This window comes from Aestuariivirga sp. (genome assembly GCF_046294715.1).
GTDB lineage: Bacteria > Pseudomonadota > Alphaproteobacteria > Rhizobiales > Aestuariivirgaceae > Aestuariivirga.
Genome location: NZ_JBKBKI010000001.1, coordinates 262,754 through 281,488 on the forward strand (window position 1 = coordinate 262,754; position 18,735 = coordinate 281,488).

Sequence of the window (18,735 nt, forward strand, 5' to 3'; positions counted from 1 at the left end):
GCCTCGGCTTTCGCGAAAAGAGCTTTATCCCTGTTGAATGCTGCGGTAGCGAAGTGGCGGCAGGCCCTGCATCCTGTCTCCTGGAACATCGGACATGCCGAAGATCATCGACCATGAACAGCGCCGCCACGACATAGCGCTCGCGGCCTGCCGGGCCATCAACCGCCACGGCCTCGACACCGTCACCCTGGCGCAGATTGCCCGCGAGGCGGGAAGCACGACGGGCATGCTTGCCCACTATTTCGATACCAAATGGGATGTCATTCTCGCAGCACTCAGGCTGATGCATGACCGGCTCGAAAGCCGCATGGCGAAGCGCATCGCGAGCCAGGACGGTAACCTGACGGAGCTGCTCGCCGATACATTACCGATCGGAAGCGAGCGGCGGGCGGAGGCCGCGGCCTGGCTGACCTTCTGGGGCTCGGCTCTGAAGCACCCCGAATTGCTGGAAATGACCAAGAAGACCCACGCCGACTGGCGGGCTATCGTTGCCCGGTGTGTCGCGCAGAACCACCCGTCTTCGGGAACCTGGACAACAGCCGTCCGGGACGAGGTCGTCTCCTCAATCGTCATGTTCATGGACGGCCTGTCGGTGAAGGGTCTCACCAGGGCAGAGCAGTATCCGCCGCGCCAGCTCAGGAAGCTGCTAGAGAACCATCTGCAGCGGTTGCTCGCATGGGCCGACGAACAGGTCTAGGACCAGCGTCGAACAGCGCGGCTCTGATTGCGGAGGCTGGAATGCCTTTCAGCGTTGAGGAATTCTTCAGGGTCTTTGCGGACTACAATGCCGCCATCTGGCCGCTCCAGGTGGTTGCCCACGTGATAGGGCTGGCCATCCTGGCATTGCAGCGTTTTCCCTCTCGCGGGAGCGACATGGCGATCATGCTGCTCCTTTCCGCGATGTGGGCGCTGAACGGGATTGCCTACCACCTGATGCATTTCTCGGCCATCAATCCGGCAGCGCGGCTCTTTGCCATGCTATTCATCGCTCAGGCCGCCCTGCTTTTCGCGGCACCCTTCATTTGGCGCGGCATCGTTACGCCTGCGCGGCGCGGCGCGATGGCTGCGGTGGGGCTCGCGCTCGCCCTCTTCGCGCTTGCCGGATACCCGCTCGTGGGACTGATGGCCGGGCACAGCTATCCCGCCGTGCCGGTCTTCGGCGTGGCGCCCTGCCCGACGGCGATCTTCACGATCGGCATTCTGCTCACGGGAGAGCAGAAAGCAGTGCGCTGGCTCTTGATCGTGCCTGTCATCTGGTCGGTCATCGGGGGATCGGCAGCGGTGCTCCTGAACGTCCCTCAGGATTATGCTCTGGTTCTGGCCGGCCTTGCTGGTCTTGCCCTGCTGGCAAGGAGCTTCACCCGGCATCGAAGTGCCCTGCCTCAGGACCATTGAGGCGGTTCGAGTTACTTCGCGAGTTCAAGGGCGAGGCAGATCCACGTCATTTCTATAGAGGGAAAACAGCAGAACGGTGCGTGTCCGCCGCGTTGGTTCCCATTGGACCCATGCGACGCCCTCGCCGCACCACGGCTAGCCTCTCTCTAGACCGCGCAACGTTGACGGCGAGCAGTTCCAGGAGAAAGATAATGTGCAGCTCGCCTCACCTGGTCTCGGGGTTCAGTTACCTCATTGCTCGACATGTTGATGGCACGGATGCAAAGGGGGTGGCGAGATCCAGCCGCTGCTGAACATATGCGTAACGGGGGGCACTTGCACCGCTCACCGCGGTATCGATGCCTCGGAATGACGGTCGAGACGGTCAGGAGGCGCCGCTACACAAACAACTTGGGTTGGCAGAAGGCAGGTCTTCCCAGAGCTGCTTCGCTCACTTGCTAGAAGATCTCAATAGTGATTCCTTGTGGGGTGGACGAGCCCTTAGACCTTCACGCGCATGGCCTTGTTCTCCGGATCATAAGGAGAGGCAGGGATGACTTGAGCCTTACGCTCCTGACCTACGACATGTACGGTGAGTTCGGTGCCGGGAGCCGCGGCGGCACGGTCGATGAGTGCCAACGCGAGGCTCTTCTTTACAGTGTGGCCATAGCCACCCGAGGTCACGTAGCCCACGCGCCGGCCGTTCTGCCAAACGGGCTCATAGCCCGAGGCATCGGCGTCGGTCGCGTCGATCTCGATCGTGGCCAGCACGGTCGTGGCACCTTCCTCACGCTCGTTCAGTGCCGCTTTCTTGCCAATGAAGTCCGGCTTCTCGAAGTCGATAAAGCGACCCATGCCGGTCATGCCCGGCGTGTAGCCCTGGCGGAACTCGGCGGACCAGATTCCGAAGCTTTTCTCGAGTCGGAGCGAGAGCAGCGCGTTGTATCCGTATTCTACGAGACCCAGATCTTTGCCGGCAGCGAGAATGGTATTGCGCAGCACGGCATGCTCGACTCCCGCGCAGTTGATTTCGTAGCCGAGTTCGCCCGCAACCGAGAGCCGTGCCACGCGACAATGCAGCAGGCCAATGTCCATGCTCTTGCAGCCGAGGAAAGGAAGTGCGGCGCTCGACACGTCATCCTGCGTCAGTCGCTTCAACAACTCATGCGCTCTCGGGCCTGAAAGCGAGAAGCCGGTGACGACGTCCGAGATGTCGTGGACCTCTGCACCTTCAATCAGGTGATCTTCGAACCAACGCATGTGCCACTGGCGGAGATAGTAGGACCCCATGATCCACCACAAGCCATCGCCCCAGTTGAAGACCGTGAGGTCGCCCTTGAGGCGGCCATCATGGCCGAGCATAGGGGCAAGCTTCGCACGACCCGGCGCCGGGAGCTTGCAGGCTAGAAGGCGGTCAAGATAGGCCTCCGCCTGGGGGCCTTTCACCTCATAGCGCGAGAATGCCGAGATATCGAGCAAGCCGACGCTCTCACGCACCTTGCGGCATTCGCTGCGTACGATGTCGAAGGCATTGGAGCGCTTGAGTGTCGGTTTCTCCTCGAAGCCTTTCGGCGCGAAATAGAGCGGCACCTCTAGGCCCCACGAGCAGCCCCAGCGCGCGCCCGCCGCTGTCATGTCGGCATAGGCGCCCGGCGTCCTGAGCGGACGGCCCGCCCAGAGCTGCTCGTTGGGATAGGACATCACGAAACGGCGTGAATAGAACTGTCCAGTAGTCTGGCGGATATATTCACGGTTGGCGGTGAACTCACCATAACGCGCAATGTCCATGCCATAGATGTCGGGTTCGGGTTCCCCCTGCACGATCCACTCGGCAAGTGACTTGCCCACTCCGCCACCCTGCAGGAATCCGGCCATCACCCCACACGCCGTCCAGTAGTTCTTGAGGCCGCGCACGGGACCTACCAACGGATTACCGTCGGGCGAAAACGTGAAGGCACCGTTCACCCACCGCTTGATTCCGGTGTGGTTCATCACAGGATAGCGCTTGTAGACGAAGGCGAGTTCCTCCGAAATGCGGTCAATGTCCTCCTGGATCAGGTCGAAACCATAATCCCAGGGGGCGCCATCCATGTTCCAGTGCTTGAAGTTCTTCTCGTAGATGCCCACAAGCACGCCCTTCCCTTCCTGGCGTACATAGGTGAAACCCTCGAGGTCAATCATCATTGGGATCTCACGGGCCATCGCCTGGATCTCGGGTATCGATTCCGTGATGAAATAGTGATGCTCCATGGGCGTGAGCGGAAGCTCGATGCCCGCCATGCGGCCCACCTGCTTGGCCCAGAGGCCGCCAGCGTTCACCACATGCTCCACAGTGATGGTGCCCTTCTCGGTGACGACGCTCCAGCTGCCGTCGGGCTTCGGGTGAAGCTCGAGGACGCGGTTTTGCTCAATGACGCTTGCACCACGCATGCGGGCCGCCTTGGCATAGGCGTGAACGACGCCCGACGGATCGATGTAGCCCTCGCGTTCAGCATAGAGCGCACCCAGCACGTCGCTCGTGTCGAACAATGGGCAGGCAGCCTTCACCTCATCGGGACCGGCAAGGTGCACGTCCTCAATACCCATCGTCTGAAACACGCGGTAGGAAGCCTGAAGCCACTCCCAGCGCTCGGGAGCCGAGGCGACCGAATAGCCACCCGTCATGTGCATGCCGACACTCTGGCCCGATTCCTTCTCGATCTCGGAGAGGAGGTCAATCGTATAGGCCTGAAGGGCAGCGATGTTTGGATCGGCATTGAGCGCGTGGAAACCGCCCGCCGCGTGCCAGCTCGAGCCGGCAGTGAGTACCGATCGCTCGAGCAGGACTGTGTCCGACCAGCCGAGCTTTGCCAGATGATAGAGCACCGAGGCCCCGACCACGCCGCCGCCGATGACGGCCACCCTGTAATGCGGTTTCATGATGCTCCCCCTACCCTGCGTTGCCCTCTCGTCCGGCGCGTCAGCGAGGCATGATAGCTATGATCCACTTCAGCAAAGCCTCGTTCCGGCTTGACCGTCGAACAGGAAGAACCGCCGCTCGTCGGCCGCCAGCGTCACGCGGGCGCCAATCTGGGGGAGCCACTCGCCTCCGATGCGGGCCACGAGATTGACTCCCGCCGCGCTGACCTCGACGATGGTCTCCGGACCCAGGGGCTCAACGACCTCCACCACGCCATCGATCAGAACTGTGCCGGTCGCCTCGTCCTCCTTTGCAGCAAACCTCAATTGCTCGGGTCTGATGCCGATTTCCACCTTCTGCCCATCGCTTACCGAGGTGCGCTCGGCAGCGAGCGCCAGCGAAAATGCGGACGAGACGGCAATGCTTCTCCCCGCATGCGACTCGATGCGCGCAGGAATGAAGTTCATCGCGGGGCTGCCGATGAATTCGGCCACGAAGCGATTCGACGGGTTGCGATAGATTTCGAGAGGCTCACCTGACTGCTGGACCACGCCATCCTTCATAACCACGACGAGCTGTCCCATCGTCATGGCCTCGACCTGATCATGCGTGACATAGACAATTGTCGTTCCCAGTCTGTTGTGGAGCTTAATGAGTTCGCTCCGCATGGCCGTCCGCAGCTTCGCATCAAGATTCGAAAGCGGCTCGTCGAACAGGAACACCGATGGCTCTCTCACGATCGCCCGCCCTAGGGCGACACGCTGCCGCTGCCCACCTGAGAGCTGTCTGGGTTGACGATCCAGAAGGCCGCCGATGCCGAGAATGCTCGAGGCCTTGTCAATCCGGCTCTCGATCTCGAGTTTTGGCAATCCCTTCAGTTCCAGGGCAAAGCTCATGTTCCGCCGGACGGACATGTGCGGATACAAGGCATAGCTCTGGAACACCATAGCGATGTCCCGGTCCCGGGGCCTGGCGCGCGTCACATCCCGCTCGCCAATCAGGAGCCGCCCCGCACTCGCGCTTTCGAGGCCAGCGATCAGCCTCAGAAGCGTAGTCTTCCCGCAGCCAGATGGGCCCACAAGGATGACGAACTTGCCGTCGGGAATGTCGAGCGAAACATTGTCGACGGCAGTCACGGCGCCCGAAAACTTCTTGGTAATGTTCTCGATCTTCAGACCGGCCATTCGTTACAACCTACATGACAGAAAGAAGAATGACTTCGACTACGACGAATGCGGCGACAGCCCAAAAGCGCAACTCCCCGGGAGTGAACAGCTGCGTACGCCGATTCAGAGGCAGCATCGCTAGCTGGAGGGGAAGAGAAAGCGCAAGAGCAAGGATGTGCTGCATCGAATTATGTCCCTCGGCGTGCAATCAGCCAAAGGAGCAGAGTCACCAGAAGCGGCACGCCAAAAAGACTCCACGGCACGACGACGAAGATCGGAACTCCGGCTCCGAGCAGCAAGATGTTTCCGAGCACGCCGATCCAGCAGCACAGGATAGCCCAGGCAATGCCACCCTCGTCCGCGTCGAACCTGATCCACCTTCTCCAGCTCATCCCTTGACAGCCCCGAAGGTGAGGCCCCGGATCAGGTGGCGTTGGGCGATGAAGGTGAAGATAATGACGGGTATGGTCTGAACGACTGCCGCCGCTGCGACCTCGCCCCATAGTGTGCCGGTGTGCATTGCGAGACTTGGGATCATCGCGGGCAGCGTCGTCGCCTTGCCGGCGGACAGGATGAGAGCGAACAGCAATTCATTCCAGCTGAATATGAAGATGAAAATTGCAGCCGTGACGAGACCGGGCAAGCTGATCGGCAGGCAGATCCTCGAGAACAATTGCCATTCCGTGCAACCGTCGAGGCGGGCGGCCTCCTCGATCTCGGCCGGAATTTCCTCGAAGAACGTCTTCATCATCCAGACGACGAGCACCAGGTTGAAGGTAGCATGCGCCACGATGACGCCGATTTGAGATTGCAGAAGGCCGAGCTTCGAGAAAAGAAAATACATCGGCAGGGCATAGGCGACGGGCGGCCCCAGGCGGGTCGCGAGAATGTAGAAGAAGAGATGGTTTCCGGCGGGCACCTTGTAGTGAGTGAAGGCATAGGCAGCGAGGGTTCCTACCGTCAGCGCGATGACCGTGCTGGACAGTCCCACGATAGCACTGTTCATAAGATAGGAATCGAAGCCGCGCGAGAACAGCATGTTTGTATAGTTGAACCAGCTGGGATCCTTCACCCAAACCGGAGGCGTGGTGAGAATGTCGGTCCGCGCCTTGAAGCTCGTCAGAACGATCCAGAGATAGGGGAACAATGCGATCGTAGCGATAAGCGCCAGCGCCAGCCAAAGGAGCGGGGATGCCTTTCGGTTCATTTTGCCGCCTCGACCGTTTCCCGCGACACGACCTTGTAAAAGATCGAAGCGACGAGAAGCGAGAAGAAGGCGATCAGGAGGCACACGGCGGCCCCAATGCCCAGGTCCCATGACACAAAGCTGGTGCGGAAGGCGAAAACGCTCATCAGCTCGGTGGTGTTGCCAGGTCCGCCTTCAGTGAGCACATGTACGATATCGAAGGTTTTTGAGGCATCGATCGTGCGGAACATGATCGCCAGAATGATCATGGGCCGCAGCAGCGGCAGTTCGATGTGCCAGAAAATCTGCCAAGTGCTGGCGCCATCGATATCGGCAGCCTCGATAGGGTCCTGAGGGATCGAGAAGAGCCCCGCCAGCATGAACAGCATCATGAACGGGGTCCATTCCCAGATATCGACGACCATCAGGGCGATGAAGGCCGTGGTGGGATCGGAAAACAGAGGCACGCTTTTGAAAAAGCCCATCTTGTTGAGGTAGTAGGTCAAGAAGCCGAAGCTCGGCATCAGCATGAAGCGCCAGATCATCCCAACCACGACTGGTGCAATCATGGTCGGTATGAGCAGGATGGTGATCCAGAACCGGCGCCCCCAGAACTCCCGGTTCAGGATCTTTGCAAGGGCGAGACCGAGCATGAACTCGGCGGGCACTACGACCGCGACGAATATCAAGGTGAGCCAGAGTGAATGATAGAGATTCGAATCATCCCCGAGCGCGAGGCGGTAATTGTCGAGGCCGACGAACTGGCCGTGCTGGAAGACGTCCGTCAGGCTCAGGTTGCGGAAGCTGTCCGTAAGGGCGATGACCGCGGGGAGGAGCGATGAGAACACCAGGAAGACGATGACGGGCACAATGCAGATGATCATGAACCGGCGCGCCTCGCGCGCGGAAAGATCCTCGTGCCCGCCCCTCTCGTCAGCGATATCAGCTGTGCCCGTTAATGCACGCACCTGCAGGTCCCTTCGGACGTCAATTCGGAGAGTGACGAGCGCGGCCGCATCCGGCCGCGCCCATTCTTATCATGCCGGACTACTGCGAGCTGCTCATCAGCTTCCGGCCCTTGTCGGCAGCGTCCTTCAAGGCCTGTTCGGCAGTCATCTCGCCGCGTGCGGCAGCCTGAAGGTTGTCGATCAGGATGGTCGAGATCTTGCTCAGTCCAGGCGGATGAGCGCGGGCGATAAGATATCCCTTGTCGATGATCTCGCGTGTCACCTGAGCGCGCCCTTCACTGTCATAGGCCTTGTCGAACCACGGATCGCGCTGCGGCGATGTGCAACCCATGCCCTGGCAGCGAAGTGCGACATCTTTTGACGCAAGCCACTGAAGGAAGAGAAATGCGGCTTCAGGGTTTTTGGAGGACGCTGGGATGAACCATGTCTGTCCCTCGGCCCCGGTCTGGTGCGTCCCCGGCACCGGATAGTAGGCCATCTTGCCTGCCACTGCCGGGCAGCCCTGGTCAGATGAATCCTCCAGGAAGGGTGTCGTGTCACCCCAGGTCGGATAGGTGTAGAGCTTGCCCTTGCACATATCCGAATAGGTATTGTCCCAGGTGTATTCGAGGTAGCCCGGCGGCACGAACTTTAGGAGTGAGAGCCAGTATTCAAGCCCTTTGATCCCTTCGGGGCTGTCGAAGGCGATATCCTCTCCGCTCTTGAAGCCTTCTGCTGAGGGCAGCCGGCCGTCGCCCTTGAACATCAGGCCGCCGAATGCATTGAGGAACATCTCGAAGTCATACTGCGTGGCAAGGTAGCGCTTGAGCGACACGGCGGTGCCGTAGAAATCCTCGGTCAACGCCTTATCGCAGAGATTATCACCCGCCTTTCGTGTGAAGAACTCGGCCACGTCGCGGAACTGCTCCCACGTCTCAGGCTTCAGGGGGAGGTCATACTTGTACTTCTCCTTGAAGGCGGCCTGCTCCGAGGTGCATTCATGGATGTCCTTCCGCACGACCATGAAGCGGGGTATGAAGTGGTAGGGCAATCCATAGATCTTGCCGTTTTCCATGGAGGAAAAGGCGAGCGTCTCGGGGATGAACTGCTTGTATGGATCGAAGTCCGGATCCCGGAGCTTCGGGTCGTCGAGGAAGTCCTGTACCGGCTTGACAAAGTCGCGCGCGATCCACAAGCCGACATCGACCGAGGTCACCTCGTCGCAATCGTAGATGCCCGTATTGTTCATAGCATCGGCAAGCATCTTCTGATTCATCACCGCCAGATCTGCGGTTTCCCATTCCACCTTTATTCCGGTGATCTGGGTGAATTCCTCCGACAGTTTCTGATAGGCGAGAGCGGGGGCATAACCGTCGCCCATACAATGGAGCGTCGCCCCCGCATAGGGTTTGGCGGCTTCGGCGAGGGACCATGTCTCAGCCTGAGCCGAGCCGGCGATCAAACCCGCTGAAGCTGCGAGTGCCACTGCCGCTCGCAGACATTCGGCCACTAGTCGCTTGATGTTGACCATTTTGAGCCTTTCCTCCCTGAACGTCTTGTTGAAGGCAGATCAATCGAAAACAATACGTGGCAAATAGCAGGACACCACCCAGTTGGGTTGATCGACGACCTCGCTGATCCGCATGTCTGCACAGACGCTGCAGAGCATGTAGGCATCCGCGGCATTCATATTGTGCTGCTGACCCAGGAGATCGATCATGCCACGGACGGCGTTCTTGGTAGCCTCCATCAGATCGGGCCCAATACCGGTCGTGACCTCGTAACCCTTGGCGTCGAGATGGCGCGTCACCGGCCCGCTCGTGCGGAAGCGCGGGAAGCGCAAATTGGCGCCCTTTACCAGTTCAAGCTTGGCCGCAACGCTCATTGGAGACTCGATGGCCGTGCCGCAGACTTCTCCATCGCCCTGCGCCGCATGGGTGTCGCCGATGGAGAACAGCGCGCCTTTGACCTTTACCGGCAGATAGAGTTCAACCCCCACTGTCAGGTCGCGGATATCCATATTGCCGCCGGCTGAGTGCGGGGGGATCGTGCTGTGCTTGCCGGACTCCGCCGGTGCGACGCCAATCGTGCCGCAGAAGGGCTTCAGCGGAACCTTGGCGCCGGGACCGTAAAGTGCAGACTGCGAGAAGCTCTTGTCGTATGACCAGATGTTCAGTGCTGGCTCTGGAAAATCGTCGGCGAGAAGCCCGAACCCAGGAACGATTGCCGTCCACGCCCAGCCGGATGACTGGAACCCGAGGAGCGTCACTTTCAGTGCATCGCCAGGCTCTGCGCCATCGACATAGATCGGTCCGGCGATCGGGTTAATACGGGAAAAATCCAAGGTCGCGATGTCGCCAACGGTGGATTTAGCGGTGATCTGACCGCATGTCGCATCGATGTCACGAAACTCGATCGTGTCGCCCGGCGCGACGGTCATCGCAGGCTTGATGGAATTGTCCCAGCAGAGGTTCTGCTGATGTTGGTGGATGGTATGCTTGCAGCCAAGCGTATGTTCGTGTTTCTTCTGGTCCATGTCCCGTTTCCTCCGTGGGCCGAACGTTAGTTACATCGATTTCCAGTCTCCGATCCTCTCGAAAGCCTGCGAGGCGCGAAGTACCGTGGCTTCGTCGAACTTGCGGCCGATCAGCATCATGCCCACGGGGAGACCATCGATCATTCCGCAAGGCACGCTCATCGCCGGGTGACCCGACGCGTCGAAGGGGCAGGTGTTGTTGATCATCTCCAGCGCCCGCGCGAGATTCTCCTCGCGGCTGCACCCGACTGGGGGGAGGGGCTGGGACTTCATCGGCGTTGTCGGCATGACCAGGATGTCGAAACGCTCCAGGGCGTCGTCATAGGCCTTGCGGAGCAGCCGTCGCAGGTTCTGGGCCTTCGCATAGTAGCGGCCGTGATAGAAGCGTTGCATAAATTCACCGGCGAAAAGAACCAGCTTGACCGTATCGGGAAGATCGTCTGGCCGCGAACGCCAGCCGCGCGCATAGGCCTCGATCATATTGGTGGGGTAATAGCCTTGCCAGTTCGTGCCAGCGCCATTCCCCTTGATCATCAGATCCGTCGCGCCCTCCGCGGCGATCGCAGTCCAGATGGCCACTCCATCGATATGCATTGGAATCGATACGTCTTCGACCGCGGCTCCGAGCTTCTTGAATCGGGCGCCTGCGGCGCGCACCTTTTCGTCCACGGCAGCCTCGCTCTCCGGTCGACCGAAGCCTTCCTTCACGATTCCGATCCTTAGATCACGCACACCATCGTCGAGATGTGCCATGTAGTCTTGAGTATGACATTCGAATTGCCGCGGATCGAGAGGATCACGACCGGCAATTACGGAAAGCAACAACGCCACATCCGCGGTTGACGCACAGATCGGACCGGAATGGTCGAGCGTCATCTCGATGGGGAAAACGCCGGTGCAAGGCACCAGGCCGTAAGTGGGTTTCAGTCCATAGACGCCACACCATGATGCCGGGATGCGGATCGAGCCGCCCTGATCGCCGCCCAACGCCATATCGACGCTCCCGGAAGCGACAAGCGCGGCACTGCCGCTCGATGATCCGCCTGCGGAATACCCTGCGCGATGAGGATTGTGCACTGCAGCGATCTGGTTGGTGTGGCTTCCACCCGAGAAGCACAAATTTTCACAGGCTGCCTTTCCGATAATCGTGCCACCTGAATCGAGAATACGTTCGGCGATCGTCGCGTCTATATCGGGAACGAACCCTTCCAAAACGGCAGTGCCATTCATCATCGGGACCCCGGCCAGGCACGTCGTGTCCTTGAGGGCGATAGTGCGTCCCTTTAGCTTGCCGTCCTCTGCTCCCTTCACTTCGGCACGCCAGTACCAAGCATTGAATGGATTGTCCGACGGAGCAGGCCGATAGCCCGGCGTCCGCGGATATCTGACAAGCGGCTTGGGCTCGGCCATGCGGTCGATCGACTCATAGGCCGGCAGCAAGCCCTTAATCAGCCCAACGAAAGACTCAGCGTCGGTTTCAGAGAGCGTCATCCCGAAATCGTTTGCCAGAGCCTGAATCTCATCGGAGTTGGGCGTACGGACACTCATCTCTTCCTCCCAGACGCTGCCGGCAAACAGGGGCGACGATCTTCGCCAGCCCACTTTATGAGATTGGATCGCCTTTTACATGTTGTCAACATGTGAAGTAATTGTCTAGCTGGATCCTTGCTACCAACCGCCGTGGTGCTCGCAGGAGAGAGTTCCAAATGACCAAAACCGCAAAGCGAATGAAGCACTCCGTTACCAGGCATGTACGCTCTCAGGCCGAGAGGAAGCTGGATCTGCTGGCAGAGCTTGTACCCCTGCTCGCCCGCGCCGTGGGACCCTTGTGCGAAGTCGTGCTGCATCAAAATACCACTTCGCCGCCGACCATCCGTGCGATTGGCAATGGCCACATCACCAACCGAGCGATCGGTGACCTCATGACCCAGATCTTCGTCGATGGTCACGACGATACGCGGCGCGCGGATGCCCTCTTCAATTACATGTCTACAATGCCCGACGGACGGCAGATCCGTGTATCCCTCATTCCTGTGCGCCACGGGAGGCAAGTGATTGGCTATATTGCAGTAAATTTCCTGGTCCACGACCTCGAGATGGCTGTTCAGGCGCTCTCGATGCTCTCCAAACCGGAGCCGCATGATTTTGCGATCACTGAAAACTTCACGTCCCCTCGCCAGGTCATCGTCCAGACTGCGACTGAGTATCTGCGCCTGAAGGGACGGACCCTCGCGCTCCTCTCCACCAAGGAGCGGAGGAGCCTCGTCAAGCACCTCAAGGCGCGAGGAATCTTTCAGATGCGGCGGGCAGTCGACGAAGTTGCCGGTTTGCTCGGTATCAGCAGAGCGGCGGTTTACAATTATCTGTCCGCGATGAAGTGAAGCCCCCGCGGTACCGGCGTACATTGCGCCTACAAGTTCCCACGTCCCGCTTGCGAGTTGACGGGTCTTTTCAGGCGCAGGTTTCCGCTCCCGCGTCCAGCAACTCTGATCATCAAAAATCGTAATGAGCGCAAGGCTTGCACTAAAGTGACGTCAAACTAGTCCTTCCCCGCGCGTACTCCCACTGCAATCAAAATACCAGACATCGCAACGGTCAAGGTTGCCACTGCGCAAATCTCTGGCGTGACACCTCGGCGCAACATTGCCCATATCTGCATCGGGAGGGTGTTTTCCGTTCCGGTGAGCAGAAAGGTGATGGCCACCTCATCAAAACTCAAAGTGAACACTAGGAGGGCGCTTCCGATGATGGCTCCCTTCAGGTTCGGAAGCGTCACACGGAGGAACGTTTCGATATAGCCGGCACCAAGGTCGAGACTGGCCTCCTCAATATACCGGTCCATGCGGCGGAGGCGCGCTGCGACCTGCCCGATGACCACTGGCAGCCATGCCACCGTATGCCCAAGGACAACAGCCCATAGCGAAAGGCCGATCCCAAAGCTTTTGAGAAGAAGAAGGATTGAAAGCCCCGTAATGATGCCGGGAATCATGAGGGGCAATGTAAAAACGTGATCGACGATGCCGCTGCCCGTGAACGCAAATCGGTTGAGGGCATAGCCGGCAGGCACGCCGAGAAGGATCGTGAGTGGTACGACCCCCGCAGCGACGCTGATGCTATTGAATACCGAGTTGAGGAGTTCCGTATTGTTTGCCAGTGACACGTACCAGGAGAGAGTGAAACTCTGGATCGGGAAGGTCAGCGACCGGCTGCCACTGAAGGAGTAGGCCGCAAGTAACGCGAGCGGAGCATAGAGGAAGATGAATATCGCGACGCCGAGCAACTGGCTGGACCGTCGCAGGCCGCGTGACCATCGGGCGAGTTCATTATTCATACTGCCGCTCCAGCAATCTCGCCAATGCAACGGCGACCCCGACAACAGCAATCACGACGATGGCCAAGGCACTACCGAATGGCCAATCGAATGCCGAGCCGAATTGATTAATGATGACGCTGGACACCATGATCCCGCTGGGACCGCCCAGGAGTGATGGTGCGACAAAGTCCCCGAAGCTGAGGCAGAATGTGAAGATTGCACCCGGGATAATGCCAGGAAGGCTGAGCGGAAGAATGATTCGTCTCAGCGTATAGAAAGGTGAGGCACCGAGATCCATGCTCGCCTCGAGCGTCGCAGGAGGTATCTTCTCGAGCGCGGCGTAGACCGGAATTGCAACGAATGGAATAAAGACATAGGTGAGCGCAACGCAAACACTGAAACGGTTGAACAGGAGAATCGAGAGGGGCTCGTCTGTGAGGCCCAGCCAGGCAAGGCTCGAGTTTATGACACCTTCACGCCCCAGAATGAGGCGCCAGATAAACGCGCGAAGGAGAAAGCTGGTCCAAAGGGGAATGACCATGAGAAAGTAGAGAAATCTCCGTCGCCTTGCCGTGAAAAACGCGACATAAAATGCCAGCGCATAGCCAAAGATCACAGCACACACTGTGACGATGCTGGCGACGAGCAGCGAATTTGCTATCACGGAAAGATAGACCGGGCTTTCAGCCACGCGAGCAAAGTTCTGGACATTGAAGTCGCGAACGATGACGTAGTTTTCGGTTTTCCAGAAGCTGTAGATCAGAAGATTGGCATAGGGAACGACGATGAAGACTGCCGAATAGAGTGCCGCCGGTCCCAAAAAGGCGGCAAGTCTCAGGTACCAGCTCCAATCGATTGCCGGCCCTCGCGGAGACACTTCAATGTGGGCCATGACCGCTCCGCGCGGTATCGAAAACCATCACATCCTCTTTCAGCGCCCAGACCCGCAGCATCGCACCGGGAATGGCTCCCGCTTTGTCGACCCCGTCCTTGCTGGTTTCGGCGGTCAACACGGCACCATCAGAAAGTGACAGCACCAACCGGACGGCCGTCCCTAAGTAGACGATATCCGACACTCGAGCGGCGACGTCGAAGACGGCACCCGCTTCTGCAGCCCCGAGCCTGAGGCTTTGAGGTCTGATCGCGAGCAGGACCCGCCTCACTTCTTGCTGCTCGCTCTGCTGCGCTCGGGCACAGCCGGGCAGAAGGAAATCACCGTTCGCACAGGAGAATGCATCTACAAAATTGCAGCCGCCGATAAAGTCCGCAACAAACTGGTTGCTCGGACGTTCGAAGATATCCTGCGGTGTCCCAATCTGGGCAAGCCGTCCCGCGTCGAGGACGGCAATGCGGTCGCTCATGACGAGAGCCTCCTCCTGGTCATGCGTCACGCAAACGAATGTGAGTCCGAGCTCGGAGTGCATGCGGCGGAGCTCCAGCTGCATTGCACGCCGAAGCTTTGCATCAAGGGCGCTCAGGGGTTCGTCGAGGAGGAGAACCGAAGGTTCGTTTATGAGCGCCCGCCCAAGAGCCACTCTCTGCATTTGCCCGCCGCTGAGCTCTCTGGGATATTTCCTGGCCTTCTCGGCAAGGCCCATGCGGTCGAGCATTGCCGAGACTTTGTCTCTCAACTGAGTGCCAGACAACCGTTTCACTCTGAGAGCGTAGGCGACGTTCTCGAACACAGTGAGATGCGGGAAGAGCGCGTAGTTCTGAAACACGGTGTTCACGTTGCGATGAAAAGGGGGGACGTTCGTCACGTCCCTCCCGCCAATGACGACCGAACCTTGGTCAGGAACTTCGAAGCCGCCGATCAGGCGCAGGGTCGTTGTCTTCCCGCATCCGCTGGGGCCGAGCAGGGTAAGGAACTCACCTCGCCGGACATCCAGCGACAAGTCGGTCAGAGCGGCAGCATTCCCGTAGTGCTTCGACACCCGATCTAGTCTAACCTGCACCTCCTCGGAGGAGTCCGACCTGCTGCGGCCCTTGAAGTGCATCTATCAGGCGGCCTTGATCTCGTTCAGGACCTCCAGGTAGCGGCCGCGTCGTGGAATGTCTTCCCAGAACTTCATCTCTTCCATCATTTTGCCGACATCATCCATGCGGAGTGCTGCCCAGGTATCGGGCTTCATGTGGTCCTTGGATAAGGGGCTCGTCGGTGTATAGCCCGTCAGGTCGGCAATCTCACCCTGCGATTCGGCCGAAAGAATGTGATTTATGAAGTTATGCGCGAGTTCTCGTTGTTGAGTTCCCTTCACGATGAAGTGCGAGTCGATTGCCCCGATTGGCGGTGAGCTCACGAAGTCACGGACGGGGAGACCCCGCGACTTCAGCGTGGCAGTTATATAGCTCCACGAGTTCGATGCGACTATTTCCTTGTTCATGAACAGGTCTATGGCCTCACCGGCTTGTGACCAATAGGTCCGTACAAGGGGCTTCTGCTCGACGAGCTTTTGCTTGACTGCGTTCAACTCATCGTCAGACATGTTCCAGATGTCTTTGATCCCCATCCAGTTCGCCGTATCTGCCAAGGTGGACACGTCGTCCCACATTGCAATTTTGCCGGCATATTGCTTGTCGAACAGAATCCCGAAATCATTCCCCTGAGGGATCACTTCGGCATTCACGGTCACTGGACTGATCGCGAGGAACGTAGGTGCGCCGTAGAGCTGTCCGTCCTTGAAAATGAATTCTACCTTCTTGAGACGCGGATAGAGCTGCTCGAAGTTCGGAATGAGGGAGATGTCCAAGGCTTCCACGAATCCGGCATCGATGGCGCGTTTCGCCAGCGAGCTCACAATGACGACCATGTCGTAGTCGCCCCCACCCGCTGCGAGCTTGGCCATGTATTCGTCATTCGAGCCCACATACGTCTTGGTTACCGTCACGCCATTGGCCTGCTCGAAATCCTTCACCCATGCATCTTCCGCATAACCTTCCCAGGTCAGCAGTCGAAGTTCGCCCGCTGCGGCGGCGGGCTTGGAGAAGCTCAGACCGGTTGCGGCGCCGAGGCCCAAGATTGTGCTGGTCTTCAGAAACTCACGCCTTTCCATGACTTCCTCCAAATTTTTTTAGAGCGAATTGTAGAGTGAACGAATGTTCTCGAGCGTATAGGGAAATGCGCTTGGCTGATCGAATTTCCACGCTCTGTGCGGTTTCCCCTCGAGCGCCTTGGCGAGCTCGGCTGCATCGATGATCGAGCCGGCATAGAGCCAGTTCGCAAGATCGAGAATGGACGTCATGTGCATGAGTTCTGTCGCCGTGCCGCAGGCATCCTTCACAATTGTGACGCGATAGTCGCGCCAGATCGCATCCCAGACCGTCGTCTCGAAGCACGCCTCCGTCCAGACACCGAACATGATCAGATGATCGACGTCCATCCGGTTAAGGATGACGTCGAGGTTTGTTCCATAGAACCCGCTCCACCGCTGCTTCCTGACCATGATGTCGCGCTCGGAAGGAGCAACGGCAGCATGGATCTCGGCATTTGGCGTGCCTGCGACGCCATGCGTCGGTCTCCCATTCGTCAGCGGCTCATAACGAAGCGCGTCAATGCCGCGCGGGTCAAGCCAGTGCTGGGTATAGATGATGGGAAGGCCCGCCTCACGGCAGGCATCAAGCGCGTTAGCGGCACTCTTGAGGAGTTGATCCTTGTTGTAGATGGGCCATGCCCCTTCCGCTTCGATGCAGTCATTCTGCAAATCCACCGCAACGACTGCGGTCCGTTCAAATCCGGCCGGAAGAGTACGCATTTTTGATCTCTCTCAGTAGCTTTCAATGATCTTTCGGATCTCACCATTGACCGTCTCGGGGCGGTGTCCCGACAGCGACAGATGACCGAGTCCCTCAAGGAGGTGGAAATTGCCGTTCGGTGCGAGTGCTGCGGCTCGCCTTCCCAATGCTGGCGGGGCCTGCATGTCCTGGGAAAATCCGATTACGTGGATTGGAACTTGGCAGTGCTTCAGCCTGTCCTCGACATCGAATTCGATGCAAGCCTGCCACTGCGCAATCAGGTGCTCGCTCTCCCGCTCTCCGTAGCTGCGCTCGATGAAGGGCTTCAGTCTGTACCAGAGCTCGTCGTTGCCGAGCACATCGGACGGGTACATGAATGCGCCATAGTGATGGACAGCAAATTCCGGAGAGAGGCGGCCTCCGGCCTTTCGGAATTCGACCTCAGCTTTCATCCAGTCACGGCAGAAGCCGGTTGGTTTTGCCGCAGTCCCCATGGCAATGGCGCAACGGACCAGCTCAGGAAAATCGATCGCAACCTGCAGCGTGACGAACGAACCCATGGACAGTCCGGCCACATAGACGGGGGGTTTGCAAACGGCCCGGATCAAGTCCGCACAGTCGCGCGCCATGTCGGCAATCGACCAGGGCGGAGGGCGATGACTCTTTGTGCGGCCTGCTCCTCGCGGGTCGAACGCGGTGTTGCGGTAACTTCCCGCAAATTCTGCGATCTGATCATCCCAATCTTCGGCGACATTGTCGCCACCGGGAATCCAGATGATGTCGGGGCCATCGCCGCGCTGAACAAACCACAAGCTGCAGTCAGCGAGTTCCAGATGGGGCACCAGAGCTCTCCCAGTTTGAACAACGTTGAGACTGCTATTGTTTTATTGTTGCGTCAAACAATATTTTGATCGATTATTTAATTCACTGTTTGATCGTACAAAACGATCAATCACGCGCAGGGACGTTCATGTCGAGAGTGAAGATCAGGGATTTCCGGCGCAACGAGTTGATCGATGCCGCCATAGCGTCCATTGCAGCTCACGGCCTGCCGGATACGACCCTCATGACGATCGCGGAGCAGGCCGGTGTTTCCCCATCCCTGGTCAATCACTATTTCGACGGCAAAGAGGAGCTCCTCGAAGCGACGTTGCGCCGCCTCACCAAGGAACTGGCTTTCGAAATTCGGCGGCTGACGCCCGCTAATCCCACACCTGCACAGCGGCTGGAAGCCATCATTGACGGTTGCCTCCAGCCCGAACAGCTGAGGCCCGGTGCGATGTTCGCGTGGCGGGCTTTCTGGGCGCAGCTTCCCACGCACCCACAGCTCGCGTCGCTGCAGCGCACGATCAATCGGAGATTCCGCTCCAACATCAAGGTATCGCTGCGCTCGATGGTCCCCCCGGATGAGGTCGACGAGGTCTACCTCGGCCTCTACGCCCTCATCGATGGCTTTTGGATGCGTCAATTCATCGATCCGGACAGCTTCAGTATGGATGACGCACGGCGCATTTGCCGCCGTTACCTTGTAACAGCGACTGCATCGGATCGAGGAGAGCCAGCCGGTGTTTGACTGGCCTAC

At 58.8% G+C, this 18,735-nt stretch carries 17 protein-coding genes; 4 read left to right on the forward strand and 13 right to left on the reverse strand.

Translation table 11 applies throughout. The features are described from left to right. Positions 1-94: 94 nt before the first annotated feature. Together ACK4HL_RS01320 and ACK4HL_RS01325 are read left to right on the forward strand one after the other, a co-directional pair. The gene (locus tag ACK4HL_RS01320) at positions 95-697 is read left to right on the forward strand and encodes a TetR/AcrR family transcriptional regulator (RefSeq protein WP_409755929.1); all 603 of its coding nucleotides are present in this window, start codon (positions 95-97) and stop codon (positions 695-697) included. Between the two features lie 41 nt (positions 698-738). Then, positions 739-1,395: a DUF6064 family protein gene (locus tag ACK4HL_RS01325; protein WP_409755932.1), complete on the forward strand. Its 657-nt coding sequence runs from the start codon at positions 739-741 to the stop codon at positions 1,393-1,395. A 480-nt stretch (positions 1,396-1,875) separates the two neighbouring features. Here ACK4HL_RS01325 and ACK4HL_RS01330 read toward each other — a convergent pair whose 3' ends face one another. The 7 genes from ACK4HL_RS01330 to ACK4HL_RS01360 all read right to left on the reverse strand — a co-directional run bounded on the left by ACK4HL_RS01330 (position 1,876) and on the right by ACK4HL_RS01360 (position 11,656). After that, entirely contained in the window at positions 1,876-4,293 is a 2,418-nt protein-coding gene (locus ACK4HL_RS01330) for an FAD-dependent oxidoreductase (protein ID WP_409755935.1), read from the reverse strand. A gap of 69 nt (positions 4,294-4,362) precedes the next feature. Continuing rightward, positions 4,363-5,457: an ABC transporter ATP-binding protein gene (locus ACK4HL_RS01335; protein WP_409755938.1), complete on the reverse strand. Its 1,095-nt coding sequence runs from the start codon at positions 5,455-5,457 to the stop codon at positions 4,363-4,365. 370 nt (positions 5,458-5,827) lie between these two features. Beyond that, the gene (locus ACK4HL_RS01340; RefSeq protein ID WP_409755941.1) at positions 5,828-6,646 is read right to left on the reverse strand and encodes a carbohydrate ABC transporter permease; all 819 of its coding nucleotides are present in this window, start codon (positions 6,644-6,646) and stop codon (positions 5,828-5,830) included. Next, on the reverse strand, positions 6,643-7,494 hold the full coding sequence (locus tag ACK4HL_RS01345; protein WP_409755944.1) for a carbohydrate ABC transporter permease: 852 nt from the start codon (positions 7,492-7,494) through the stop codon (positions 6,643-6,645). The genes ACK4HL_RS01340 and ACK4HL_RS01345 overlap by 4 nt, the downstream gene beginning before the upstream one ends. A 178-nt stretch (positions 7,495-7,672) precedes the next feature. After that, a complete protein-coding gene (locus ACK4HL_RS01350; RefSeq protein ID WP_409755947.1) occupies positions 7,673-9,103 on the reverse strand; it encodes an ABC transporter substrate-binding protein in 1,431 nt (476 codons plus the stop codon). 39 nt (positions 9,104-9,142) lie between these two features. After that, a complete protein-coding gene (locus ACK4HL_RS01355) occupies positions 9,143-10,108 on the reverse strand; it encodes an acetamidase/formamidase family protein (RefSeq protein WP_409755950.1) in 966 nt (321 codons plus the stop codon). A gap of 30 nt (positions 10,109-10,138) precedes the next feature. Next, positions 10,139-11,656 carry an amidase gene (locus ACK4HL_RS01360; RefSeq protein ID WP_409755953.1) on the reverse strand — a complete coding sequence of 506 codons (1,518 nt, stop codon included), beginning with the start codon at positions 11,654-11,656 and terminating at the stop codon, positions 10,139-10,141. 158 nt (positions 11,657-11,814) lie between these two features. On the opposite strand from ACK4HL_RS01360, the gene ACK4HL_RS01365 reads away from it, so the two are divergent. Then, positions 11,815-12,489: a transcriptional regulator gene (locus ACK4HL_RS01365; protein ID WP_409755956.1), complete on the forward strand. Its 675-nt coding sequence runs from the start codon at positions 11,815-11,817 to the stop codon at positions 12,487-12,489. Positions 12,490-12,647: 158 nt separating this feature from the next. On the opposite strand, the gene ACK4HL_RS01370 is transcribed toward ACK4HL_RS01365, so the two are convergent. From ACK4HL_RS01370 to ACK4HL_RS01395, 6 genes are read right to left on the reverse strand one after another with little or no spacing between them, the layout of a single operon-like run. Next, positions 12,648-13,439: an ABC transporter permease gene (locus ACK4HL_RS01370; RefSeq protein ID WP_409755959.1), complete on the reverse strand. Its 792-nt coding sequence runs from the start codon at positions 13,437-13,439 to the stop codon at positions 12,648-12,650. Then, positions 13,432-14,313 carry an ABC transporter permease gene (locus ACK4HL_RS01375; protein ID WP_409755962.1) on the reverse strand — a complete coding sequence of 294 codons (882 nt, stop codon included), beginning with the start codon at positions 14,311-14,313 and terminating at the stop codon, positions 13,432-13,434. The genes ACK4HL_RS01370 and ACK4HL_RS01375 overlap by 8 nt, the downstream gene beginning before the upstream one ends. Next, positions 14,300-15,418, reverse strand: coding sequence for an ABC transporter ATP-binding protein (locus tag ACK4HL_RS01380; protein ID WP_409755965.1), 1,119 nt, complete (start codon positions 15,416-15,418; stop codon positions 14,300-14,302). Before ACK4HL_RS01380 ends, ACK4HL_RS01375 begins: the two co-directional genes overlap by 14 nt. 3 nt (positions 15,419-15,421) lie before the next feature. Further along, positions 15,422-16,474 carry a PotD/PotF family extracellular solute-binding protein gene (locus ACK4HL_RS01385; protein ID WP_409755968.1) on the reverse strand — a complete coding sequence of 351 codons (1,053 nt, stop codon included), beginning with the start codon at positions 16,472-16,474 and terminating at the stop codon, positions 15,422-15,424. An 18-nt stretch (positions 16,475-16,492) separates the two neighbouring features. Beyond that, positions 16,493-17,173, reverse strand: a complete 681-nt coding sequence (locus ACK4HL_RS01390; protein ID WP_409755970.1) for a cysteine hydrolase family protein — start codon at positions 17,171-17,173, stop codon at positions 16,493-16,495. Positions 17,174-17,185: 12 nt separating this feature from the next. Next, the gene (locus ACK4HL_RS01395; protein WP_409755973.1) at positions 17,186-17,995 is read right to left on the reverse strand and encodes an alpha/beta fold hydrolase; all 810 of its coding nucleotides are present in this window, start codon (positions 17,993-17,995) and stop codon (positions 17,186-17,188) included. A gap of 128 nt (positions 17,996-18,123) precedes the next feature. Here ACK4HL_RS01395 and betI point away from each other — a divergent pair, with 128 nt between their 5' ends. After that, positions 18,124-18,726: a transcriptional regulator BetI gene (gene betI, locus ACK4HL_RS01400; protein WP_409755976.1), complete on the forward strand. Its 603-nt coding sequence runs from the start codon at positions 18,124-18,126 to the stop codon at positions 18,724-18,726. Positions 18,727-18,735: the final 9 nt, after the last annotated feature.